17 protein-coding genes are annotated in these 20,933 nt (G+C 74.4%); 12 read left to right on the forward strand and 5 right to left on the reverse strand.

The genetic code is table 11. The features are described from left to right. The first annotated feature begins 371 nt into the window (after positions 1-371). From ACSU53_RS06085 to ACSU53_RS06100, 4 genes are all read left to right on the forward strand, one after another. Positions 372-1,670: an SLC13 family permease gene (locus ACSU53_RS06085; protein ID WP_437025333.1), complete on the forward strand. Its 1,299-nt coding sequence runs from the start codon at positions 372-374 to the stop codon at positions 1,668-1,670. A 208-nt stretch (positions 1,671-1,878) separates the two neighbouring features. Then, entirely contained in the window at positions 1,879-3,207 is a 1,329-nt protein-coding gene (locus ACSU53_RS06090) for a DUF692 domain-containing protein (protein ID WP_437025335.1), read from the forward strand. 129 nt (positions 3,208-3,336) lie between these two features. Further along, positions 3,337-4,155, forward strand: coding sequence for a TIGR04222 domain-containing membrane protein (locus tag ACSU53_RS06095; protein ID WP_437025337.1), 819 nt, complete (start codon positions 3,337-3,339; stop codon positions 4,153-4,155). A gap of 111 nt (positions 4,156-4,266) precedes the next feature. Continuing rightward, complete coding sequence (locus tag ACSU53_RS06100) at positions 4,267-5,904, forward strand: alpha/beta hydrolase (protein ID WP_437025340.1); 1,638 nt, start codon at positions 4,267-4,269, stop codon at positions 5,902-5,904. Here ACSU53_RS06100 and hemQ read toward each other — a convergent pair whose 3' ends face one another. Then, complete coding sequence (gene hemQ, locus ACSU53_RS06105) at positions 5,905-6,636, reverse strand: hydrogen peroxide-dependent heme synthase (RefSeq protein ID WP_437025342.1); 732 nt, start codon at positions 6,634-6,636, stop codon at positions 5,905-5,907. Between the two features lie 5 nt (positions 6,637-6,641). Next, the gene (hemG, locus tag ACSU53_RS06110; RefSeq protein ID WP_437025344.1) at positions 6,642-8,099 is read right to left on the reverse strand and encodes a protoporphyrinogen oxidase; all 1,458 of its coding nucleotides are present in this window, start codon (positions 8,097-8,099) and stop codon (positions 6,642-6,644) included. A 154-nt stretch (positions 8,100-8,253) separates the two neighbouring features. On the opposite strand from hemG, the gene ACSU53_RS06115 reads away from it, so the two are divergent. Both ACSU53_RS06115 and ACSU53_RS06120 read left to right on the forward strand, forming a co-directional pair. Next, positions 8,254-9,270 (forward strand): DUF4349 domain-containing protein, encoded by a 1,017-nt coding sequence (locus ACSU53_RS06115; protein WP_437025346.1) that lies wholly within the window; start codon positions 8,254-8,256, stop codon positions 9,268-9,270. 44 nt (positions 9,271-9,314) lie between these two features. Beyond that, positions 9,315-10,715, forward strand: coding sequence for an FAD-dependent oxidoreductase (locus ACSU53_RS06120; protein WP_437025347.1), 1,401 nt, complete (start codon positions 9,315-9,317; stop codon positions 10,713-10,715). Positions 10,716-10,971: 256 nt separating this feature from the next. On the opposite strand, the gene ACSU53_RS06125 is transcribed toward ACSU53_RS06120, so the two are convergent. Beyond that, complete coding sequence (locus ACSU53_RS06125) at positions 10,972-11,328, reverse strand: hypothetical protein (RefSeq protein WP_437025349.1); 357 nt, start codon at positions 11,326-11,328, stop codon at positions 10,972-10,974. Between the two features lie 140 nt (positions 11,329-11,468). On the opposite strand from ACSU53_RS06125, the gene ACSU53_RS06130 reads away from it, so the two are divergent. Further along, positions 11,469-12,278 carry a rhomboid family intramembrane serine protease gene (locus ACSU53_RS06130; RefSeq protein WP_437025351.1) on the forward strand — a complete coding sequence of 270 codons (810 nt, stop codon included), beginning with the start codon at positions 11,469-11,471 and terminating at the stop codon, positions 12,276-12,278. 5 nt (positions 12,279-12,283) lie between these two features. Here ACSU53_RS06130 and ACSU53_RS06135 read toward each other — a convergent pair whose 3' ends face one another. Then, a complete protein-coding gene (locus ACSU53_RS06135; protein ID WP_437025353.1) occupies positions 12,284-12,745 on the reverse strand; it encodes a nitroreductase family deazaflavin-dependent oxidoreductase in 462 nt (153 codons plus the stop codon). 242 nt (positions 12,746-12,987) lie between these two features. Then, complete coding sequence (gene hemE / locus ACSU53_RS06140; protein ID WP_437025354.1) at positions 12,988-14,055, reverse strand: uroporphyrinogen decarboxylase; 1,068 nt, start codon at positions 14,053-14,055, stop codon at positions 12,988-12,990. A gap of 179 nt (positions 14,056-14,234) precedes the next feature. Here hemE and ACSU53_RS06145 point away from each other — a divergent pair, with 179 nt between their 5' ends. From ACSU53_RS06145 to ACSU53_RS06165, 5 genes are all read left to right on the forward strand, one after another. Next, entirely contained in the window at positions 14,235-14,909 is a 675-nt protein-coding gene (locus ACSU53_RS06145) for a DUF3000 domain-containing protein (RefSeq protein ID WP_437025356.1), read from the forward strand. Between the two features lie 300 nt (positions 14,910-15,209). After that, positions 15,210-15,872: a helix-turn-helix transcriptional regulator gene (locus ACSU53_RS06150; RefSeq protein ID WP_006130493.1), complete on the forward strand. Its 663-nt coding sequence runs from the start codon at positions 15,210-15,212 to the stop codon at positions 15,870-15,872. Between the two features lie 173 nt (positions 15,873-16,045). After that, entirely contained in the window at positions 16,046-17,335 is a 1,290-nt protein-coding gene (locus tag ACSU53_RS06155) for an HRDC domain-containing protein (RefSeq protein WP_437025357.1), read from the forward strand. Between the two features lie 173 nt (positions 17,336-17,508). Then, complete coding sequence (locus ACSU53_RS06160; RefSeq protein WP_437025359.1) at positions 17,509-18,726, forward strand: thiolase family protein; 1,218 nt, start codon at positions 17,509-17,511, stop codon at positions 18,724-18,726. Next, positions 18,723-20,852 carry a 3-hydroxyacyl-CoA dehydrogenase NAD-binding domain-containing protein gene (locus ACSU53_RS06165; RefSeq protein ID WP_437025361.1) on the forward strand — a complete coding sequence of 710 codons (2,130 nt, stop codon included), beginning with the start codon at positions 18,723-18,725 and terminating at the stop codon, positions 20,850-20,852. Before ACSU53_RS06160 ends, ACSU53_RS06165 begins: the two co-directional genes overlap by 4 nt. Positions 20,853-20,933: the final 81 nt, after the last annotated feature.

The raw sequence follows: 20,933 nt of genomic DNA on the forward strand, positions 1-20,933 counted from the left end.
TGGGTGCCGACCCTGATGGTCGTCCCTCCCGCGCGCGGGAGAGGGTGGAGCCACATCACCGCCCCAGCACAGTCCGTCGTGCGGTGAGGGCGAACGCTCGTCTTGCGGGTCTGCCGGCGCCCTCGGTTGCGACAGCCGAAGCGCCGCACCGTCCTGTCCGTCCGCTCCCCGAGCAGGGAGCGGCGTCGTCGTGGGTCCTGGCTGCCGCACGGCAGTGCTGCGGGCCCGGACGACGAGAGGAGCTCCTCGCTCATGCGCGCAGCGCCACAGCGCCCTGATCACTCCCGAACGGTTCCCGGACCCCTCCTGTTGTCGACCCGCACCCCAGTCCCCTCCGTATCCGGCCGTGCCGGCACGGGGCAGGTGGCGCGTTGAGCGTTCTGACGTGGGCGGCGATCGCAGTGTTCGTCGCCGTCTACGTACTGATCGCCACGGAGTGGGTCCACCGGGTCGCCGCCGCGCTGGGCGGCGGCGTGCTGATGCTGCTCATCGGGGCCACCGACCCCGAGCACGCCTTCTTCTCCAAGGACGCCGGCATCGACTGGGACGTCATCGTCCTGCTGCTCGGCATGATGCTGATCGTCGCGGTGCTGAAACAGACCGGCGTCTTCGAGTACATCGCGATCTGGGCGGCGCGCCGCGCGCGCGGCAAACCGTACCGGCTGATGGTGCTGCTCATCCTGGTGACGGCCGTGTTCTCGCCCTGGCTGGACAACGTCACGACCGTGCTGCTGGTCGCCCCGGTGACGATCCTGGTCTGCAACCGCCTCGGGCTGCCCGTGGTGCCGTACCTCATCGCCGAGGTGATGACGTGCAACATCGGCGGCGCCGCCACACTCATCGGCGACCCGCCCAACATCATGATCGGCTCGCGTGCGGGTCTGAGCTTCAACGACTTCCTGATCCACATGACACCGATCGTCATCGTGTTGATGATCGTGTTCATCCTGATGGCCCGGGTCATGTTCCGCAAAGCGTTCACCTACGACCCCGAGCGCGTCGCGTCCGTGATGGAACTCGACCCGCGCGACGCCATCAAGGACGCCCGGCTGCTCGCCGTCAGCGGTGCGGTGATGGGCGTCGTGATGGTCGCCTTCGTGCTGCACACCTGGCTGGACCTGGAGCCCTCGGTGATCGCCATCAGCGGCGGTCTGCTGCTGCTCGCGGTGTCCCGGCTGAACACCGGTGAGGTCATGAAGGACGTCGAGTGGGAGACCCTGGCGTTCTTCACCGGACTGTTCGTCATGGTCGGGGCGATGGTGAACATGGGCGTCATCGGCGACCTGGGCGAAGCGGCGGCCGAGGCCACCGGCGGGAACCTGTTCGCCACCTCGATGGCCCTGGTGTTCGGTTCGGTGGTGCCCTCCGCGCTCATCGACAACATCCCCTTCGTGGCGTCGGTGAGCCCGATCGTCGAGGAGATCGTGAACGCGGCCGGCGGCACCGCGGAGGCGGGCATGCTCTGGTGGTCCTTCGCCCTCGGCGCGGACCTCGCCGGCAACGCCACGATCATCGCCTCCTCGGCGAACGTGGTCGTCATCGGCATAGCCGAGCGCTCCGGCCACCACATCTCGTTCTGGCAGTTCAGCCGCTACGGACTGGTCGTCACCGCCGTCACGGTGTCGCTGGCCGCCGTCTACGTGTGGGCGCGCTACTTCGCCCTGGCGTGAGGGCCGGTGCGGCGGGCGGGCGCGGTTCGTCGCGTCCGCCCGCCGCACCGCGAAGCTCAAATGTTCCTCTGAAGGTCCCGCCGGGACGGTTCACGTCCCGGCGGCGGGGCCATACCCCCGACACGTCCGCGACGGACGTCCGGCGGGGGCCGGAACACACCGGGGGCCGGGCCCGCCGGACGACCGGGGGCCGGGTGAGGAGGGGACGATGCGTCAGCACTTGGGGACGGGCATCGGCTGGCGGCCGGAGATCGCGGACGCCGTGGAGGCGATGCCGGGGATCGACTGGGTCGAGGTCGTGGCCGAGAACGTCTGCCCCGGACATCTGCCCGCGTCGCTGCTGCGCCTGCGCGAGCGGGGGGTGACCGTCGTACCGCACGGCGTCTCGCTGGGCCTCGGCGGCGCCGACCGGCCGGACCCCGGACGGCTCGACGCCCTCGCCGAGCGGGCCACCGCCCTTCAGGCGCCGCTGGTCACCGAACACATCGCCTTCGTCCGCGCGGGCGGCCCGCTGACCGCCTCCCCGCGCCTGGAGGCCGGGCACCTGCTGCCCGTGCCGCGCACCCGGGACGCGCTCGACGTGCTGTGCGAGAACGTCCGCGTCGCCCAGGACGCGCTGCCGGTGCCGCTCGCCCTGGAGAACATCGCGGCGCTGCTCTCCTGGCCCGGCGAGGAGCTGACCGAGGGCCAGTTCCTGTACGAGCTGGCCGACCGCACCGGCGTGCGGCTGCTCATCGACGTCGCCAACCTGCACACCAACCACGTCAACCGCGGCGAGGACCCGGCCGCCGCCCTCGCCGAGCTGCCGCTGGAGGCGATCGCCTACGTCCATGTCGCCGGCGGCTTCGAGCGGGACGGGGTGTGGCACGACAGCCACGCCCACCCCGTCCCGCGGCCGGTGCTCGACATCCTGACCGACCTCGCCTCCCGCACCTCGCCCCCGGGCGTGCTGCTGGAACGGGACGAGAACTTCCCCGCCCCGCGGGAGCTCCGGGCCGAACTGGGGGCCGTCCGCCGCGCCCTGGCCGACGGCGCGGCCCGGCGGTCCCCCGCCGCCCGGCGGACCCCGCCCGCTCCCCCGGCCCCGGCGCCCGCGCCGGAGCCGGGCGGGCAGGCGGCCGGGCCCGCGCGGCAACGGCTCGCGCTGGCGCAGACCGCGCTGCTGTCGGCGCTCGTCGCCGGGACGCCCGCGCCCGAGGGGTTCGACCGGGCGCGGGTCGGCGTGCAGGCGCGGGCGCTGGCCGCGAAGCGGGCCGACGTCGTCGCCAAGGTGGCGCCCGAGCTGCCGGTGCTGCTGGGCGCGCGGTACCGGCCCGCGTTCCTCGCGTACGCGCAGGCCCGCCCGATGACCGGCGGCTACCGGCAGGACGCCCTGGACTTCGCCGGGCACCTCCTGACGGCCGGCCGGCCCGAGGACGCCCGGACGCGCCGCGAGCTGCGTAACTGGTGGCTGGAGCGGTCCGGGCCCCGGCCCCGTACCGGCCGCCCGGCGGTACGGCTCGCGCGGGCGACCCGCCGGGTCCTGCTGCGCCGCTGAGCCGGGGCCCGCGCGCGGCCGTGACGGACGGCGGCGGGCCGGAAGCGGAACGTCACGGACCGGCGACATCGCGTCCGGATCGTGAACCGGGCATGGTGCTCCCGCGACCGTGTCGCTTACAAACGAGCCATGTTCTGGGTGCTGCTCCTGCTGCCCGCCTGGGCCGTCGCCGGGGTGACGTGCACGCGGCTGTGCCTGGCCGCGGTCCGCGCGGCGGCCGCCGACGCCGCGCCTCCGGGCGGCCGGCGGGACCGCGTCCTGACCCTGTACGAGACCGCGTTCCTGTCCGGCGGGCCGCGCCGGGTCGCCGACGTCACCCTGGTGTCCATGGCCCGCCAGCGCCGGCTGCTGCTGGCGCACACCGGGTGGGCGACCGTGGTCGACCCGCTCGGCCGGGACGAGATGGAGCGGTCGGTGATAGGGGCCATCGGCCCGGAGGGCCAGTCGCCGCTGGCGCCGGTCCGGGCCGCCGCGGCGGGCGCGGAGCCGGTGCGCGGGATCGCCGACCGGCTCGTGGGCGCCGGCCTCGCCCTGCCCGGCACGACGGCCACCGGCATCGCCGACGCGGTGCGGCAGGTGCGGCTGGCCGTGCCGGTGGTGCTCGTCCTGGCCGTGACCGCGCTGCTGATGCCGGTCCCGCCGGACGTCCCCCGGCACCTGGTCGCCCTGTGGTTCGCGCTGCCGCTCACCCTCACGCTGAGCTGCCTGGCCATGGCGCGGGCCGAGGTGCACCCGTACGCGCGCTGGGCGTCGCCGGCCGGGCAGCGGCTGCTGGGCACCCTGCACCTCGACGGTGACCGCACGGGCGACGACCGGGCGTACCTCACGTCGGTCGCCGTGCACGGCATCCGGGCGGTGGACGATCCGGACCTGCGTGCGGCCTTCGCACACCGCGAGCACCATCCGGCGGTGTCCGGCCGTCACGACGGGGGCGTGCGGGGGCACTGACCGCGACACCCGGGGCGGGTGCTTGCCCCGCGCCGCCCCCGGCCGAAGCATCCCTTCCGACGGGCCGGCCCCTCCGGCCCGTCACGCCGCCGTGCGCCGAAGGGACACTCGATGAGACCAGCCGCCGTCCACGTGGCCGCCGGGACCCTGCTGTTCACCGCCCTGGCCGCCGCTCCGGCCGGCGGTGCCCCCGCGACGCCGGCGACCGGCACCCCGGGCGCGGCCGAGCTGCGCGGCACCGCGGTGGCCGCCGCGCGCGCCGCCGCCGAGGGCGTCACGTTCGGCAGGTGCCCGGACGCCGAGGACCTGCCGGGCGCCCTGCGGTGCGGCACCGTGCGCGTCCCGCTCGACTACGCGCGGCCCGGCGGGAAGCAGATCGAGCTCACCGTCAGCCGGATCCGCGCCACCGGCGAGGACCCCGCCGACGGCCGGCGGGCGGTGCCGCGCCAGGGCGCCCTGGTGTACAACCCGGGCGGGCCGGGCGGCAACGGCCTGTACTTCCCCCTCATGGGCATGGTCCCCGAGTGGAAGCGCCTCGCCGCCGCCTACGACCTGGTCGGCTACGCCCCGCGCGGCGTGGGCCCGTCCGCCCCGCTGTCCTGTGTGGAGCCCGGGTCCTCGGTGCAGGGGCCGACCGCCGCGCCGGTCCACCCCTCCGAGGCGTACAAGCGCGCACGCGTCGCCCGGGCGCGGGCGTACGCGCGGGGCTGCGCCGAGCGGACGGGTGAGGCGCTGCGCCACTTCACGTCCCTGAACAACGCGCGCGACCTGGACGTGCTGCGGGCCGCCCTCGGCGAACGCCGGCTGACCTTCCTGGGAGCCTCGTACGGCACCTACGTCGGCGCGCTGTACGCCACGATGTTCCCCGGCCACGTGCGGCGGATGGTGTTCGACTCGGCGGTGGACCCGGACCCGGAGCGGATCTGGTACCGCAACAACCTGGCGCAGTCGGCGGCCTTCGAGGACCGCTGGGCGGACTTCCGGGAGTGGGCCGCCCGGCACCACGCCGTGTACGGGCTGGGCACCACCGCCCGGGCCGTGCAGCGCAGTTACGACGAGGTGAGCGCCCGTCTGGCGCGGGAGCCGGCGGGCGGCACGGTCGGGCCGGGGCAGTTGCACGGGGCGTTCCTGCAGGCCGGGTACTACGACGACCACTGGCCGCACCGGGCGCACGCCCTGTCCGCCTACCTGAGGGGCGATCCGCGGCCGCTGACCGAGCAGGCCGAGCCGCTCCCGGAGGCGGCGGCGGAGAACGAGAACGCGCGGGCGGTGTACCTGGCCGTGGAGTGCAACGACGCGCCCTGGCCGACGGACTGGGCGGTGTGGGACCGGGACAACACCCGGCTGGCGCGCACCGCGCCGTTCGAGACGTGGGACAACGTGTGGGCCAACCTGCCGTGCGCGTTCTGGCAGGCACCCCGGCAGCGGCCGCTCGACGTGCGCACCGGGCCGGGGGAACTGCCGCCGACCCTGATCCTGGCCGCCGAGCGGGACGCGGCCACCCCCTACAAGGGCGCCCTTCAGCTGCACCGCCGGCTGGCCGGTTCGGCGCTGGTGACCGAGCGGGACGCGGGCACGCACGGCATCGCGGGCGGCCCGAACGCCTGCGTCAACGGGCACCTGGAGGCGTACCTGCTGCACGGCCGGGTGCCCGGGCGGCGGGCGTCGTGCGCGCCGCGCCCGGAGCCGGTCCCGAGGGTGCCGGCCGGGCGGGCCGGCGGGCCGGAGCCCGCGCGGCCCGCGCTGTGATCAGGCCAGGGACGCGACCAGCTCGGAGAGGTCCTTGCGGCGGCCCGTGTAGAACGGGATCTCCTCACGGACGTGCAGCCGGGCCTCGGAGGCCCGCAGGTGACGCATGAGGTCGACGATGCGGTGCAGTTCGTCGGCCTCGAAGGCGAGGATCCACTCGTAGTCGCCCAGCGCGAACGAGGCGACCGTGTTGGCCCGCACGTCGGGGTAGCCGCGGGCCATCTTGCCGTGGTCGGCGAGCATCCGGCGGCGGTCCTCGTCGGGCAGCACGTACCAGTCGTAGGAGCGCACGAAGGGGTAGACGCTCACGTAGTTGCGGGGCGTCTCGTCGGCGAGGAACGCCGGGATGTGCGAGCGGTTGAACTCGGCGGGGCGGTGCAGCGCCATGTTCGACCAGACCGGTTCGAGGGCGCGGCCCAGGCGGGTGCGGCGGAAGAGGTTGTACGCCTCCTGGAGCCGGTCGCTGTCCTCGGCGTGCCACCAGATCATCAGGTCGGCGTCGGCGCGCAGCCCCGACACGTCGTAGGTGCCGCGGATCGTGACGTCCTTGGCGGCGAGCTGGTCGAACAGCTCCTGGACCTCGTCCGCGTAGCCGGCCCGGTCCTCGGGCAGCACGTCCTTCAGTCGGAAGACGGACCACAGGGTGTAGCGGATGACCTCGTTGAGGTCCCTGGCCAGCTTGCCCTTGTTCGGGATGCGGTCGGCGGCGGGGGTGGTGGCGTCGTCACTCATGCCGTTCATTCTCCTGCTCCTGGGTGCGGGCTCCGCACCGGGTCGGCGGTGAGGTCCCGCACAGCGCGCGGGTCCTCGTGGATCCGGTCGGCGGCGGCGTACGCGCTCGCGATGCACGCGGGGATGCCGACGCCGTCGTAGGCCGCCCCGCAGACGGCGAGGCCGGGCAGGGCGGCGAGGTGCTCACGGACGCGCGCCACGCGCGCGTGGTGGCCGACGGGGTACTGGGGCAGGCCGTCGTCCCAGCGGGTGACCCGGGTGGCCACGGGCGTGGCGTCCAGGCCGGTGGCGGCCTTCAGGTCGTGCCGGGAGACCTCGACGAGGTCGGCGTCGTCGCGGCGCAGGACCTCCGTCTCGCCGTGCCGGCCGACGGAGGTGCGCACGACGAGCAGCTCCGGGTTCTCCGCGGCGATCCAGCCCCACTTCTGCGAGGCGAAGGTGGCGGCCTTGATGGTGCGGCCGTCGACCGGCGGCACCAGGAAGCCGCTCCCGTCGGGCAGGGCGGCCCGGTCGCGGCGGTAGGCGAGGGTGATCAGCGCCATGGAGGCGTACTCGACACCCGACAGTTCGGCGGCTGCGGCCGGGGCCTCCGCGCGCAGCAGCCGGGCGGCGGCCGGGGCGGGCACGGCGACGACGACCGCGTCGGCGGTGAGGTGCCCGTCGCCGGTGACGACGCGCCAGCCGCCGCCGGGCTCCCGGCGCAGCCCGGTCACCGGTGTCCCGGTGCGGATCTCGGCGCCGCCGGAGCGCAGGGACGCGGCGACCGCGGACGGGAGGGTGCCGACCCCGCCCTCGATGCCCATGAACACCGGATCGGTGCGGGGCGCGGCGGCGGCCTTCTCCTGGATCGCGCGGACGCCCTCGGTGAGCGAGGTGTGGGTGCGGGCCGCCTCGAACAGCTGCGGCACCGCCGAGCGCATCGAGATGCGATAGGCGTCGCCCGCGTACACGCCGCCGAGCAGCGGCTCGACCAGCCGGTCCACGACCTCGCGGCCGAGCCGGGCGGCCACGTACGCGCCGACCGCGACGTCGTCGCCGACCTCGGTGCGCGGCAGGTCGGCGTCGCGCCCGATGCGGGCCAGGCCCTCGTCGGAGAGCACCCCGGCGAGGGCGGCGGCGGTACCGGGCACGCCCATGACGTGGCCCTTGGGCATGGGGCGCAGGGCGCCGCGGGTCCACAGCGAGGCGGTCGCGGTGGCGGGCGGCTGGAGCCGGCCGGCGAGCCCCACCGCGCGGGCGAGGGCCACCGCCTCCGGACGGCGGGCCAGCATCGACTCGGCGCCGAGGTCCACGCGGGCGCCGGCGACCTCGCCGGGCAGCAGCTTGCCGCCGATCCGTCCGGCGGCCTCCAGCACGGTCACGTGTGCTCCGCGCTCCTGGAGCCGGTGCGCGGCGGCCAGTCCGGCGATGCCTCCTCCGACGACGACCACCCGCTGCCGGGGACCGGTACTCGTTGCGCTCATGCCCCCACCCTCTCAGACCCGCCCGGCTCCCCGGCCAGGGCCATGTGGCCCTGCCGAGTCCCGACCGTGACCGGTTCGGGACCGGGGGCGGCAAACGTTCCGGCCCCCGGTGGCGTCGAAGGACTGTCGGAGATCACCACAGGGGGAGTACCAGATGCGCATCCACACGTCCGCCCGGCCGGCCCACGCCCTGGCCGGGGTCCTGCTCGCCGCGGCGCTCGCCGTCACCGGATGCGGGGGGAGCGGCGACGGCGGCGGGAACGGCGCCGACAGCGCCGCAGGGGCGCGCGCCGACGCGCCGGGCGCCGGATCGGACGGCGGGGCGGCGCCCGAGAGCGCGCGGAAGGGCGCCCCCGGCGGCTCGTCCGGCGCCGCCCGGTCGACGGCCCCGCCGCGTGCCGCCGGGCAGCACGTCATCCGCACGGCCACGCTGACCGTGCGGGTCGACGACGTGCCGAAGGCGCTGGACGAGGTCCGCACCACCACCGAGGACGCGGGCGGCTACATCGGCGACGAGAGCACGGACCGGGACCGGGACGGCCACGAGCGGACGCGCGTGGTGCTGCGCGTGCCGGTCGCCGGGTACACCGAGGTGCTGTCCGCCCTGGAGGGCACCGGCACCCTGGTGCGGCGCACCGCGAAGGCGGAGGACGTCACCGACCAGGTGGTGGACGTGGAGAGCCGCATCAAGACCCAGCGCGCCAGCGTGGCGCGGGTGCGCGAGCTGATGGACCGGGCCACGAAGCTGAGCGACGTGGTCACCCTGGAGGGTGAACTGAGCACCCGTCAGGCCGACCTGGAGGCGCTGCTCGCCCAGCAGGCGTCCCTGAAGGACCGCACCGGCCTGGCCACCCTCACCCTGACCCTGTCGGAGAAGCCCGTGGCGGAGCAGGCCGCGGAGGACGACGACCCCGGCTTCGCGGACGCGCTCGCCGGCGGCTGGAACGCCTTCCTCACCCTGCTGCGCTGGATCACCGTGGGGCTGGGCGCCGTCCTGCCGTTCGCGGCGGCGGTCGCGCTGCTCGTGCTGCTGTGGCGCTGGGCCGTGCGCCCGCGTCTGCGGCGCCGCCCGCGGCCCGCGCCCGCCGCCGGTGTGGCCGGCCCGGCGCCGGCGGCCCCGCCGGCCGTGCGCCCCGAGGGCCGGCCGGAGCGGCCCGCCGACGAGGACTGAGCCGGCGGGCCCGGCACGGGCGCCCGTCGCCGTAGCGTGGGGGCATGAACACGAGTCAGGGGCGCGGTGCGCGGGAACGGATGGTCGTGATCGGCGGCGACGCCGCGGGGATGTCCGCGGCGTCGCAGGCACGGAGGCTGAGGGGTCCGGACGAGCTGGAGATCGTGGCGTTCGAACGCGGCCACTTCACCTCCTACTCGGCCTGCGGCATCCCGTACTGGGTCAGCGGCGACGTGCCGGACCGCGACCGGCTCATCGCCCGCACCGCGGACGAGCACCGGGCGCGCGACATCGACCTGCGCATGCGCACCGAGGTCACGGAGATCGACGCCGCCGCGGGCCGCGTGCGCGCCCGGGACGTCGACTCCGGGGCCGAGTCCTGGACGTCGTACGACAAGCTGGTGATCGCCACCGGGGCCCGGCCGGTGCGCCCGGACCTGCCCGGCATCGACGCCCCCGGGGTGCACGGGGTGCAGACCCTGGACGACGGACAGGACCTGCTCGACACGCTGTCCCGCACCCGGGGCCGGCGCGCGGTGGTCGTCGGTGCCGGGTACATCGGCGTGGAGATGGCCGAGGCGATGCTCAAGCGGGGCTACGAGGTGACGGTCGTCAACCGCGGCCGGCAGCCGATGGCCACCCTCGACCCGGACATGGGCGAACTCGTGGGCCGGGCCATGGAGGGCATGGGCATCACCATGGTCAACGACGCCGAGGTCACCGGCCTGCTCACCGGGGACGACGGCGCGGTGCGGGCGGTCACCACCGCGGACGCCGAGTTCCCGGCGGACGTCGTCGTCCTGGGCATCGGCGTCCGGCCCGAGACGGGGCTCGCGCGGGCCGCGGGACTGCCGCTGGGCCGGTACGGCGGGCTCCTCACCGACCGGTCCATGCGGGTGCGCGGCCACGAGGACATCTGGGCGGGCGGGGACTGCGTGGAGGTGCTCGACCTGGTCTCCGGCCAGGAGCGGCACATCCCGCTGGGCACGCACGCCAACAAGCACGGCCAGATCATCGGCGCCAACGCCGGCGGCGACTACGCCACGTTCCCCGGCGTGGTCGGGACGGCGGTCAGCAAGGTGTGCGACCTGGAGATCGCGCGCACCGGCCTGCGGGAGAAGGACGCCCTGCGGGTGGGGCTGCGGTTCGAGACGGTCACCATCGAGTCGACCAGCCGGGCGGGCTACTACCCGGGGGCGTCCCCCATGACGGTGAAGATGCTGGCCGAGCGGCGCACCGGCCGGCTGCTCGGCGTCCAGATCGTCGGCCGGGAGGGCGCGGGCAAGCGGGTGGACATCGCCGCGGTCGCCCTCACGGCCGGGATGACGGTCGAGCAGATGACCGCCCTGGACCTCGGCTACGCCCCGCCGTTCTCCCCGACCTGGGACCCGGTGCAGGTGGCGGCCCGCAAGGCCACGTCGAAGCTGCGGGCCGCCGGACGCTGACGCACCGCACGCCCGGGCGTGCCGCCCGGCGCGTGGCGGGGGCCGCCCGCCCTCGGCCCGGGCGGCCCCACCGGCCGGCCCCACCGGGCGGCTTCCGCCACGCGACGGGCCGGGCCCCCGCCACGGGTGCCCGACGCCACGGCCCGCGGCCACCACCGCTCCCGGCCGTCGCCCCGGCAGGCGCGCCGCCCCGGGGTGCGAGCCGCGGCGGTGGCGGACGCCGCGGCGCTGGCGGACAGAGGGGCGGCTGGCCGCATTACGCCGAGCCGTTGATCCGTTCGATGGCCTGCCGGGCCTGCTCGGACGGCGCGCGGGACGGCAGCGAGGACACCGGCCCGGACGACGCCACCGGGGCCGCCCCGGCCGACGCCGAGGGCACGGCCGACGGCGGCTGCTCCCCGGCCGGCTTGGCGTGCGCGGCGGCGGCCCGCGCGGACCGCAGGCGGTGCCCGACCGCCTCGTCCAGGGTCACCGGCCGCTGCATCTGGGCGGCCAGCCGCCCCGCCTCCTGGCCGAGCCGGGCGACGTCCTCCCAGGGCAGCCGCACGACGAGCGTGAGCTCCGCCTCGCCGTCGGGCAGCGCGTGCATCGCAGCCGTACCACGGTCGTTCATCGTCTGTTCCTCACGTCGGCCCCACGGCCCCGCGGCCCCTTCCCCGCGCCGCGGGCGGTCGAGGAGGGATACGCACCGCCGGACGGCGGTGTTCAGCGCCGTCCCGGATTCACCCACCGCCGTCCGGGCACAGGTGGAATGTGGTCATCCCCGTCCATGACGTGAACCCCGTCCGGCGCACCGCGTGGGTCACCTATGCGCTGATCGCCGCCAATGTCGCCGTCTTCGTGTTCCTCACGCCCGGCGCGCTGGGCGTGATGGGCGAGGGCGGACTGGCGCAGCTCTGCCGCCTCCAGGCGTTCCTGGACCAGTACGCGGTGGTGCCGCGCGAACTGATCCACCACCGGATGCCGGAGCTGGTGCCCACCGGCGACACCGGCGTGGGGCCCCAGGGGCCGGGCTGCGTGATCGGCCCGCCCGGCTACACCAAGTCGCCCGAGCTGAGCGTCCTGACCTCGATGTTCCTGCACGGCGGCTGGCTGCACCTGCTGGGCAACATGCTCTTCCTGTGGATCTTCGGCAACAACGTCGAGGACCGCATGGGACACGTGCGGTACCTGCTGTTCTACGTCGTCTGCGGCTACGCGGCCTCCTACGCCTTCGCCCTGCTGTACGCGGGCTCCGACGACCCCCTGGTGGGCGCCTCGGGCGCGGTGGCGGGGGTGCTCGGCGCCTATCTGGTGCTGTATCCGAGGGCGCGGGTGTGGGTCCTGGTGCCCTTCCTGATCTTCCTGCCCCTGCGGCTGCCGGCCTGGGTCGTCCTGGGGTCCTGGTTCGTCCTCCAGGCCCTCTACTCCGCCGGCCAGGGCGTCTCCGCCACGGTCGACGTCGCCTACGTCGCCCACGTCGCCGGATTCGTCGTCGGCATGCTCCTGGCCTGGCCCCTGAAACCCGGCACGCCACCGCCCCCGGAGCCCCCGGGCGTCCTCTTCGGACGCCGGGCGCGCTGAGGCGGTCAGCCCCGGGCGGGCCGCCACGGCTCCAGCACCACGACGGGCATCCGCCGCGCGGTCTGCTGCCGGTAGCTCAGGTACTGCGGGAAGATCACGGCCATCGCCTCCCACAGGCGGGCCCGTTCCTCCCCCTCCGCCTCCCTGGCGACCGCGTCGAAGCTCTCCGCGGCCACCTGCACCCGCACCCGGGGCTCGGCCAGCGCGTTGAGGTACCAGTGGGGGTGCCGGTCGGACCCGCCGTTGGAGCCGACGACGACGTAGTTGCCCGCGTCCTCCCCGTAGATCAGGCCGGTGCGCCGCAGGACGCCGGACCGGCGTCCCCGGGTGGTGAGGAGCAGCGTCGGCTTCCCGTACCAGATGTGTCCGCGGGCACCGTCGCTCTCCACGTACCGGCGTACGTGGCCGGCCACCCAGCCGGTGGGGCTGTCGCGCACCTCACCCGGTTCGTCCCTGCGCTCGCTCATGTGTTCACTCCGTCCGTCGGACGGCACGGTACACCCGTGGCCCACCCGGCCACGCCCCCTCCCGGTCCTCCGAGTCACCCTGCTCCAGGGGGAGTTGGGGGCGCGGACCGCGCCGCCACGGGCGGATCCGGGGCCGGGCACACGGACGGCACGCCCCCGCGTCCGGCGCGTGGAGGCGCGGAGGCGGGGGCGTGCCGTGTGCCGGTGCCAGGGGTTGTCGGACGACCCCTGGCGGGCCGTCCCTAGCGGGCCGTCGCCGTGTGGACGTGCTCGACCAGGCGGGTCAGGGCGTCCGGGTCGGTGTTGGGCATGACGCCGTGACCGAGGTTGAAGATGTGGCCCTCCAGGCCCTCGGCCTGGGCCAGGACCTCGCGGGTCTTCGCCTCGACGGCCTCGCGGCCGGCGAACAGCACCGTCGGGTCGAGGTTGCCCTGGAGCGCCTTGCCCGGGCCGACGCGGCGGGCGGCCTCGTCCATCGGGACGCGCCAGTCGACGCCGACGACGTCCGCGCCCGCCTCGCCCATGAGGCCCAGCAGCTCACCGGTGCCGACACCGAAGTGGATGCGCGGCACGCCGTGGCCGGCCACGGACTCCAGCACCTTCGCCGAGGCGGGCAGCACCGAGCGGCGGTAGTCGGCCGGGGAGAGCGCGCCGGCCCAGGAGTCGAACAGCTGGACGGCGGAGGCGCCGGCCTCGATCTGCACCTTCAGGAACGCGGAGGTGATCTCCCCGAGGCGGTCGAGCAGGTCGGCCCAGAGTTCCGGGTCGCCGTACATCATCGCCTTGGCGTTCTCGTAGGTGCGGGACGGGCCGCCCTCGATGAGGTAGCTCGCGAGGGTGAACGGCGCCCCGGCGAAGCCGATCAGCGGGGTGCTGCCGAGTTCGCGGGTGAGCTGGCCGATCGCCTCGGTGACGTAGCCGACGTCCTCGGGCGTGAGGTCGCGCAGGCGGGCGAGGTCGGCGCGGGTGCGCACCGGCTGCTCGACGACCGGTCCGACGCCGGGCTTGATGTCGAGGTCGATGCCGATCGCCTTGAGGGGGACGACGATGTCGCTGAAGTAGATCGCCGCGTCGACCTGGTGGCGGCGCACCGGCTGGAGGGTGATCTCGGTGACCAGGTCGGGGCGCATGCAGGACTCCAGCATGCCGATGCCCTCGCGCACCTTGCGGTACTCGGGCAGTGAGCGCCCGGCCTGGCGCATGAACCACACCGGGGTGTGGGGCACCGGCTCACGCCGGCACGCCTTGAGGAAGGCACTGTCGTACGTCGAAGTCGGCTGGTCGCCCGTCGGGCTCAGGTTGGCACTCACACCGGCCAGTGTCCCATGTCGCGGGGGATGTCCGGCCCCGGGGCGGCCCTGGTGGCCGGGGTCACCCGCCGGCCGTGCGGCGGGTGCGCCGCCCGCCCGCCGACCATGATCCGGACAGCGTCCGGCGGGCCGGGTGTCCCTCCCTGCGCCGGGGCCCGCTTCCCCTTAATCTTCCCGGCATGGCTGCGGCTCAGGGACGACTGTCGGACGGCGCTGGCGGAATGGACGAAGGGAAGGTCACGGGGGACGATCCCGGACCCGGGAACGGGCTCCCAGCCCCCTTCCGGGCGGCGGTGGAGGGATTGCGGACCGCGCGGCTGCGGCCGCAGATCGAGGTGGACCCCACACCCGCGCCGAAGCGGCTGGCCCCCTTCGCCTACGCGCTGGAGGCGGCGGTGGTCGACGGGGAGGAGGACCTGGCGGACGGGCGGCTGGTGCTGCTGCACGACCCGGCGGGGCACGATGCCTGGCAGGGCTCCTTCCGGCTGGTGACGCTGGTGCGCGCCGAACTGGAACCGGAGATGGCGGCGGACCCGCTGCTGCCGGACGTGTGCTGGTCCTGGCTGACCGGGGCGCTGTCGGCGCGCGGCCTGTCGTACGGCGAGGCGAGCGGCACCGTCACGCGGGCGAGTTCGCACTACTTCGGGGGCCTGTCGGAGCGTCCGTCGGCCTCGCAGATCGAGATCCGTGCCTCGTGGACGCCGCGCGAGGGGCGGGGCGGGGTGCCGGACACCGCGACCCACCTGGTGTCGTGGTGCGACCTGCTGGCGCAGGTGGCGGGGCTGCCGCCGGCCGCGTCGGGGGACGCGTCGGTGGTGACGCTCCCGCAGCGCAGGGGTCCGCAGTCGCACTGATCCTCCGCTCCGCCCGGGGGCCCTCCCCTCCGGCTTTCCCGGGGGGCCTCGCGGGGCGCTCCGCGCGCGTCACTTTGTCGATACGGCCACTTTCGGAAGCGTTGCGACGTGGACCGAAACCGTTCGATCTTCGAATGATCGACAGTGTGTCCGAATTGAACGCATTACTACTCACTGAAAAGTGATCATTTTCTAAAGGAGACCGGGTTCGATGCCGAAGACGACTGTGACCTTGAAAGCACGGTTCGTCCCGGCTTCACCCCCCACGAGCCGGCCCCGTCCCGCACCCCAGGAGGCCTGGTGTCCGTTCTCCTCGAGCAGCCCTCAAGCCTGGTCGCCTACCGCCCGAACAAGCCGACCGCCATGGTCGTCGTGGCCGACCCCCGCGTCCGTTCCACCGTCACCCGCCACCTGTGGGCGCTCGGTGTCCGTGACGTGATCGAGGCCTCGTCCGTCGCGGAGGCTCGTCCCCGCATCGGCAACCCCCGCGACATCTGCGTCGCCGAAGTCCACCTGCCGGATGGCTCCGGCCTCACCCTTCTCTCCGAAACCCGTGCCGCGGGCTGGCCCAACGGGCTGGCGCTGTCCGCCGCCGACGACATCGGCGCCGTGCGCAACGCACTGGCCGGCGGAGTGAAGGGGTACGTCGTCACCGGCACCCGCACCAACCTCGGGCTCCCCACCCGGCCCGGTGCCGCCCCCATCGGTGCCGCCGCCGCACGGCTGCACCGCCGCCCCCCGGGTGCCCCGAGCCACCCGGGCGGCTACCGCGAGCTGTCCGGCCGTGAGGTCGAGGTGCTGCGGCTGGTGGCGGAGGGCCAGTCCAACAAGGCCATCGGCGTCTCGATGGGCCTGTCCGCGCTGACCGTCAAGAGCCACCTCGCCCGCATCGCCCGCAAGCTGGGCACCGGCGACCGCGCGGGCATGGTGGCCGTGGCCCTGCGCACCGGCATCATCCACTGACCCCCGGCCGTCCCGTCCCCCCTCCCTCCACCCCCTCCCCGGCCCCCTCCCCCTCCGTCCCTCGTCCCTGCGCACCGTCCCGTTCACCGGACTGACCGGTTCCCGACCCCCTGGCGCCCGCCGACGTAACGTTCCGTCGGCGGGCGCCCGCGTGACCCGGATACTCTTGACAGGTGACCGACGCCCACGACACCGCAGCAGACAGCTCACTGCGAACCACCGGAGGCGCCCCTCCGGACGACGGCCGATCTTCTGCTACGGAGGCGCCGACCCCCCTGCTGGAACCCCGTGACGGCATCCCGCCCGTCGTCGCCGACGAGGCGGCCCTCGCCGCCGTGACCGACGCGTTCGCGTCCGGCAGCGGCCCGGTCGCCGTGGACGCCGAACGCGCCTCCGGCTACCGGTACGGCCAGCGCGCCTACCTGGTCCAGCTGCGCCGCGAGGGCGCCGGGACCGCGCTGATCGACCCCGTCGCCTGCCCCGACCTGTCCGCACTGGGCGAGGGGCTGGCCGGCACCGAGTGGGTGCTGCACGCCGCCACCCAGGACCTGCCCTGCCTGCGCGAGATAGGGATGCGGCCGACCGGCCTGTTCGACACCGAGCTGGCCGGACGCCTGGCCGGGTTCCCCCGGGTGGGCCTGGGCGCCATGGTGGAGAACGTCCTCGGCTACGTGCTGGAGAAGGGCCACTCCGCCGTCGACTGGTCCACCCGGCCGCTGCCCGAGCCGTGGCTGCGCTACGCCGCCCTGGACGTCGAACTGCTCGTCGACCTGCGGGACGCGCTGGAGAAGGAGCTGGAGCGCCAGGGCAAGCTGGAGTGGGCCCGCCAGGAGTTCGACGCCATCGCCTCCGCTCCCCCGCCCGAGCCCCGCAAGGACCCGTGGCGACGCACCTCCGGCATGCACAAGGTGCGCCGGCGCCGCCAGATGGCCGTCGTGCGGGAGCTGTGGCAGGCCCGGGACCGCATCGCCCGGCGCCGGGACGTCTCGCCGGGCAAAGTGCTCTCCGACGCGGCCATCGTCGAGGCCGCCCTCGCCCTGCCCGCCGACGCCCGGGCGCTCGGCGCGCTGAACGGCTTCGGGCAGCGCACCAGCCGGCGCCAGCTGGAGCAGTGGCAGGCGGCCGTCGACCGGGCGAAGGCGCTGAGCGAGTCGCAGCTGCCCCAGCCGGGCCAGCCGGTGAACGGTCCCCCGCCGCCGCGCGCCTGGGCCGACAAGGACCCGGCCGCCGCGGCCCGCCTCTCCGCCGCGCGGGCCGGTGTGACGGCCCTGGCCGAGCGGCTCAACCTGCCGCAGGAGAACCTGATCACGCCGGACACGGTGCGGCGGGTGTGCTGGGAGCCCCCGGCGGACGTGGACGCCGCCTCCGTGGGCGCCGCCCTCGCCGGGCACGGCGCCCGTCCGTGGCAGGTGGAGCTGGTGACCCCGGTCCTGGTCGACGCGCTCAGGGCGAAGGACGCGTAGCCGTCGCGGGCCCGTCCGCCGGGCGCGGCGCATCCGCCGGGCGGGTGTGACCTTCGCCGCTTGGAGCAGCGGGACTGGGCAGCTACGTTACCCACAAGTAGCATGGGCCTGAGCGCGCGCTCAGTGCTGGCGTGCCGCAGCAGTGCCATCCCGCACCCTGGAGGAGAGCCATCGTGCCTCGTACCGTCAGGGACGTCGTCTTCGTCGACGGCGTCCGCACCCCGTTCGGCAAGGCGGGCCCGAAGGGCATCTACCACGAGACCCGCGCCGACGACCTCGTCGTGAAGGCGATCCGGGAGCTGCTGCGCCGCAACCCCGGTCTCGACCCGAAGAAGATCGACGAGGTCGCCGTCGCCGCGACCACCCAGATCGGCGACCAGGGCCTGACCATCGGCCGCACGGCCGGGATCCTGGCCGGCCTGCCCACCTCGGTCCCCGGGTACTCCATCGACCGCATGTGCGCCGGCGCCCTGACCGCCGTCACCACGGTGGCCGGTTCGGTCGCCTTCGGCGCGTACGACGTCGCCATCGCGGGCGGTGTCGAGCACATGGGCCGCCACCCGATGGGCGAGGGCGTCGACCCCAACCCGCGGTTCGTCTCCGAGAAGCTGGTCGACGAGTCCGCCCTGTTCATGGGCATGACCGCAGAGAACCTGCACGACCGCTACCCGAGCATCACCAAGCGGCGCGCCGACGAGTACGCGGTCCGCTCGCAGGAGAAGGCCGCCAAGGCGTACGCCAACGGCAAGATCCAGGCCGACCTGGTGCCGGTCTCGGTGCGCCGCACCAACGAGGAAGCCGGTGAGACCGGCTGGGGCCTGGTCACCGCCGACGAGCCGATGCGCCCGGGCACCACGCTGGAGAACCTGGCGAACCTCAAGACGCCGTTCCGCGTGCACGGCCGGGTCACCGCGGGCAACGCGGCCGGTCTGAACGACGGCGCCACCGCCTCCCTCATCGCCTCCGAGGACTTCGCCCGCGAGCACGACCTGCCGGTGAAGATGCGCCTGGTCTCCTACGCCTTCGCCGGCGTCGAGCCCGAGGTCATGGGCTACGGCCCGATCCCGGCCACGGAGAAGGCCCTCGCCCAGGCCGGGCTGTCGATCTCCGACATCGGCCTGTTCGAGATCAACGAGGCCTTCGCCGTCCAGGTCCTCGCGTTCCTGGAGCACTACGGCATCACCGACGACGACGCGCGCGTCAACCAGTACGGCGGCGCCATCGCCTTCGGCCACCCGCTGGCCTCCTCCGGTGTCCGGCTGATGACGCAGCTGGCCCGGCAGTTCGAGGAGCAGCCGCAGGTCCGCTACGGCCTCACCACCATGTGCGTCGGCTTCGGCATGGGCGCCACGGTCATCTGGGAGAACCCGCACTTCGAGGGGGACAAGTGAGCACCACCGCTGAACTTCTGAAGGGTGCGGCCGAGCTGTTCCCCGGCGAGGTCGTCACGCAGGCGCACGTACGCCACTTCGACCTGCCGCTGGGCGCGGGCCGGTTCGCGCTGATCACGCTGGACAACGGTCACGACCACACCAAGCCGACCACGCTCGGCCCGCAGTCGCTGGCGAACATCGACGCCGCGATCGACCAGGTCGAGAAGGAGGCCGCGGACGGCGAGATCACCGGCGTCGGCGTCACCGGCAAGCCGTTCATCTTCGCGGTCGGCGCCGACCTCAAGGGCGTCGAGCTGCTGAAGCGCCACGAGGACGCGCTGGCCATCGGCAAGGGCGGCCACGACGTCTTCAAGCGGCTGTCGAAGCTGGCCGTGCCGACCTTCGCGTACTACAACGGCGCCGCCATGGGCGGTGGCGTCGAGGTGGGTCTGCACTGCTCCTACCGCACGGTGTCCGCGGCGCTGCCCGCCTTCTCCCTGCCCGAGGTCTTCCTCGGCCTGGTGCCCGGCTGGGGCGGCTGCACCCTGCTGCCGAACCTGATCGGCGCCGACAAGGCCGTCTCGGTGATCATCGAGAACAGCCTGAACCAGAACAAGCAGCTCAAGGGCAAGCAGGTCCACGAACTCGGCATCGCGGACGCGATCTTCGAGGGCGCGGACTTCCTGGAGCAGTCGCTGATCTGGACCGCGGCCGTCCTCAAGGGCGAGATCGCGGTGGAGCGCCCGGTGATCGACCGCGGCGAGGGCTGGGACCAGGCCGTCGCCCGGGGCCGCGCGATCGCGGACTCCAAGGTGCACGGCGCCGCCCCGGCCGCCTACCGCGCCCTGGACATCATCGCCGCCGCCAAGGACGGCGACCTGCAGAAGGGCTACGACGCCGAGGACCAGGCGCTCGCCGACCTGATCATGGGCGGCGAACTGCGGTCCGGCATCTACGCGTTCAACCTGGTGCAGAAGCGCGGCAAGCGCCCCGCCGGCGCCCCGGACAAGAGCCTGGCCCGTCCGGTCACCAAGGTCGGTGTCGTCGGCGCCGGTCTGATGGCCTCCCAGCTCGCGCTGCTGTTCCTGCGCCGCCTGGAGGTGCCGGTCGTGCTGACCGACATCGACCAGGAGCGCATCGACAAGGGCGTCGGCTACGTCCACGCCGAGATCGACAAGCTGCTCGGCAAGGGCCGCATCAACCAGGACAAGGCCAACCGCCTCAAGGCGCTGGTCACCGGTGTCCTGGACAAGGCCGAGGGCTTCGCGGACGCGGACTTCGTCATCGAGGCCGTGTTCGAGGAGATGGGCGTCAAGCAGCAGGTGTTCGCGGAGGTCGAGGCGGTCGCCCCGGCGCACGCGATCCTCGCCACCAACACCTCCTCGCTGTCCGTCTCCGAGATGGCGTCGAAGCTGAAGCACCCCGAGCGGGTCGTCGGCTTCCACTTCTTCAACCCGGTCGCGGTGCTGCCGCTGCTGGAGATCGTGCGCGGCGAGCAGACCGACGACGCCTCGCTGGCCACGGCGTTCGGTGTCGCCAAGAAGCTGAAGAAGACCGCGGTGCTCGTCAAGGACGCCCCGGCGTTCGTGGTGAACCGCATCCTGACCCGCTTCATGGGCGAGATCCAGAACGTCATCGACGAGGGCACCCCAGTCGAGGTGGCCGAGAAGGCCGTCGAGCCGCTCGGGCTGCCGATGTCGCCGCTGGTGCTGCTGGAGCTGGTCGGGCCGGCGATCGGTCTGCACGTCTCCGAGACGCTCAACCGGGCGTTCCCGGAGCGCTTCACCGTCTCCCCGAACCTCAAGCGGGTCGTCGAGGCCGGCAAGCGCGGCTTCTACGTCTACGACAGCGGCAAGCCGGAGCTGGACCCGGAGGTCGCCGCGCTGCTGAAGCAGGGCGACACCGTCCTCACCGAGGAGCAGGTGCGGGCGCGGGTGCTGGACGCGGTGGCGCAGGAGATCGGGCTCATGCTCGACGAGGGTGTCGTCGCCGAGGCCCAGGACATCGACCTGTGCCTGATCACGGGCGCCGGCTGGCCGTTCCACCTGGGCGGCATCACGCCGTACCTGGACCGCGAGGGCGTGTCCGAGCGGGTCAACGGCAAGCGGTTCCTCGCCCCGGGCGTCGCGAGCGTCCCGGCGTGAGTCCACGCCGGTGAGCCGCACCGGGACATGAAGGGGGCGGGCCGCACGGAGACGATCCGTGCGGCCCGCCCCTTTTCCGTC

This window comes from Streptomyces sp. enrichment culture, assembly GCF_964273255.1.
Lineage (GTDB): Bacteria > Actinomycetota > Actinomycetes > Streptomycetales > Streptomycetaceae > Streptomyces.

What these genes read in the sequence shown, in the direction of transcription:
- ACSU53_RS06090 (WP_437025335.1), top strand. Translation starts at nt 1,879, where the DNA reads ATGCGTCAGCACTTGGGGACGGGCATCGGCTGGCGGCCGGAGATCGCG.
- ACSU53_RS06095 (WP_437025337.1), top strand. Translation starts at nt 3,337, where the DNA reads ATGTTCTGGGTGCTGCTCCTGCTGCCCGCCTGGGCCGTCGCCGGGGTG.
- ACSU53_RS06100 (WP_437025340.1), top strand. Translation starts at nt 4,267, where the DNA reads ATGAGACCAGCCGCCGTCCACGTGGCCGCCGGGACCCTGCTGTTCACC.
- hemQ (WP_437025342.1), bottom strand. Translation starts at nt 6,636, where the DNA reads ATGAGTGACGACGCCACCACCCCCGCCGCCGACCGCATCCCGAACAAG.
- hemG (WP_437025344.1), bottom strand. Translation starts at nt 8,099, where the DNA reads ATGAGCGCAACGAGTACCGGTCCCCGGCAGCGGGTGGTCGTCGTCGGA.
- ACSU53_RS06115 (WP_437025346.1), top strand. Translation starts at nt 8,254, where the DNA reads ATGCGCATCCACACGTCCGCCCGGCCGGCCCACGCCCTGGCCGGGGTC.
- ACSU53_RS06120 (WP_437025347.1), top strand. Translation starts at nt 9,315, where the DNA reads ATGAACACGAGTCAGGGGCGCGGTGCGCGGGAACGGATGGTCGTGATC.
- ACSU53_RS06125 (WP_437025349.1), bottom strand. Translation starts at nt 11,328, where the DNA reads ATGAACGACCGTGGTACGGCTGCGATGCACGCGCTGCCCGACGGCGAG.
- ACSU53_RS06135 (WP_437025353.1), bottom strand. Translation starts at nt 12,745, where the DNA reads ATGAGCGAGCGCAGGGACGAACCGGGTGAGGTGCGCGACAGCCCCACC.
- ACSU53_RS06145 (WP_437025356.1), top strand. Translation starts at nt 14,235, where the DNA reads ATGGCTGCGGCTCAGGGACGACTGTCGGACGGCGCTGGCGGAATGGAC.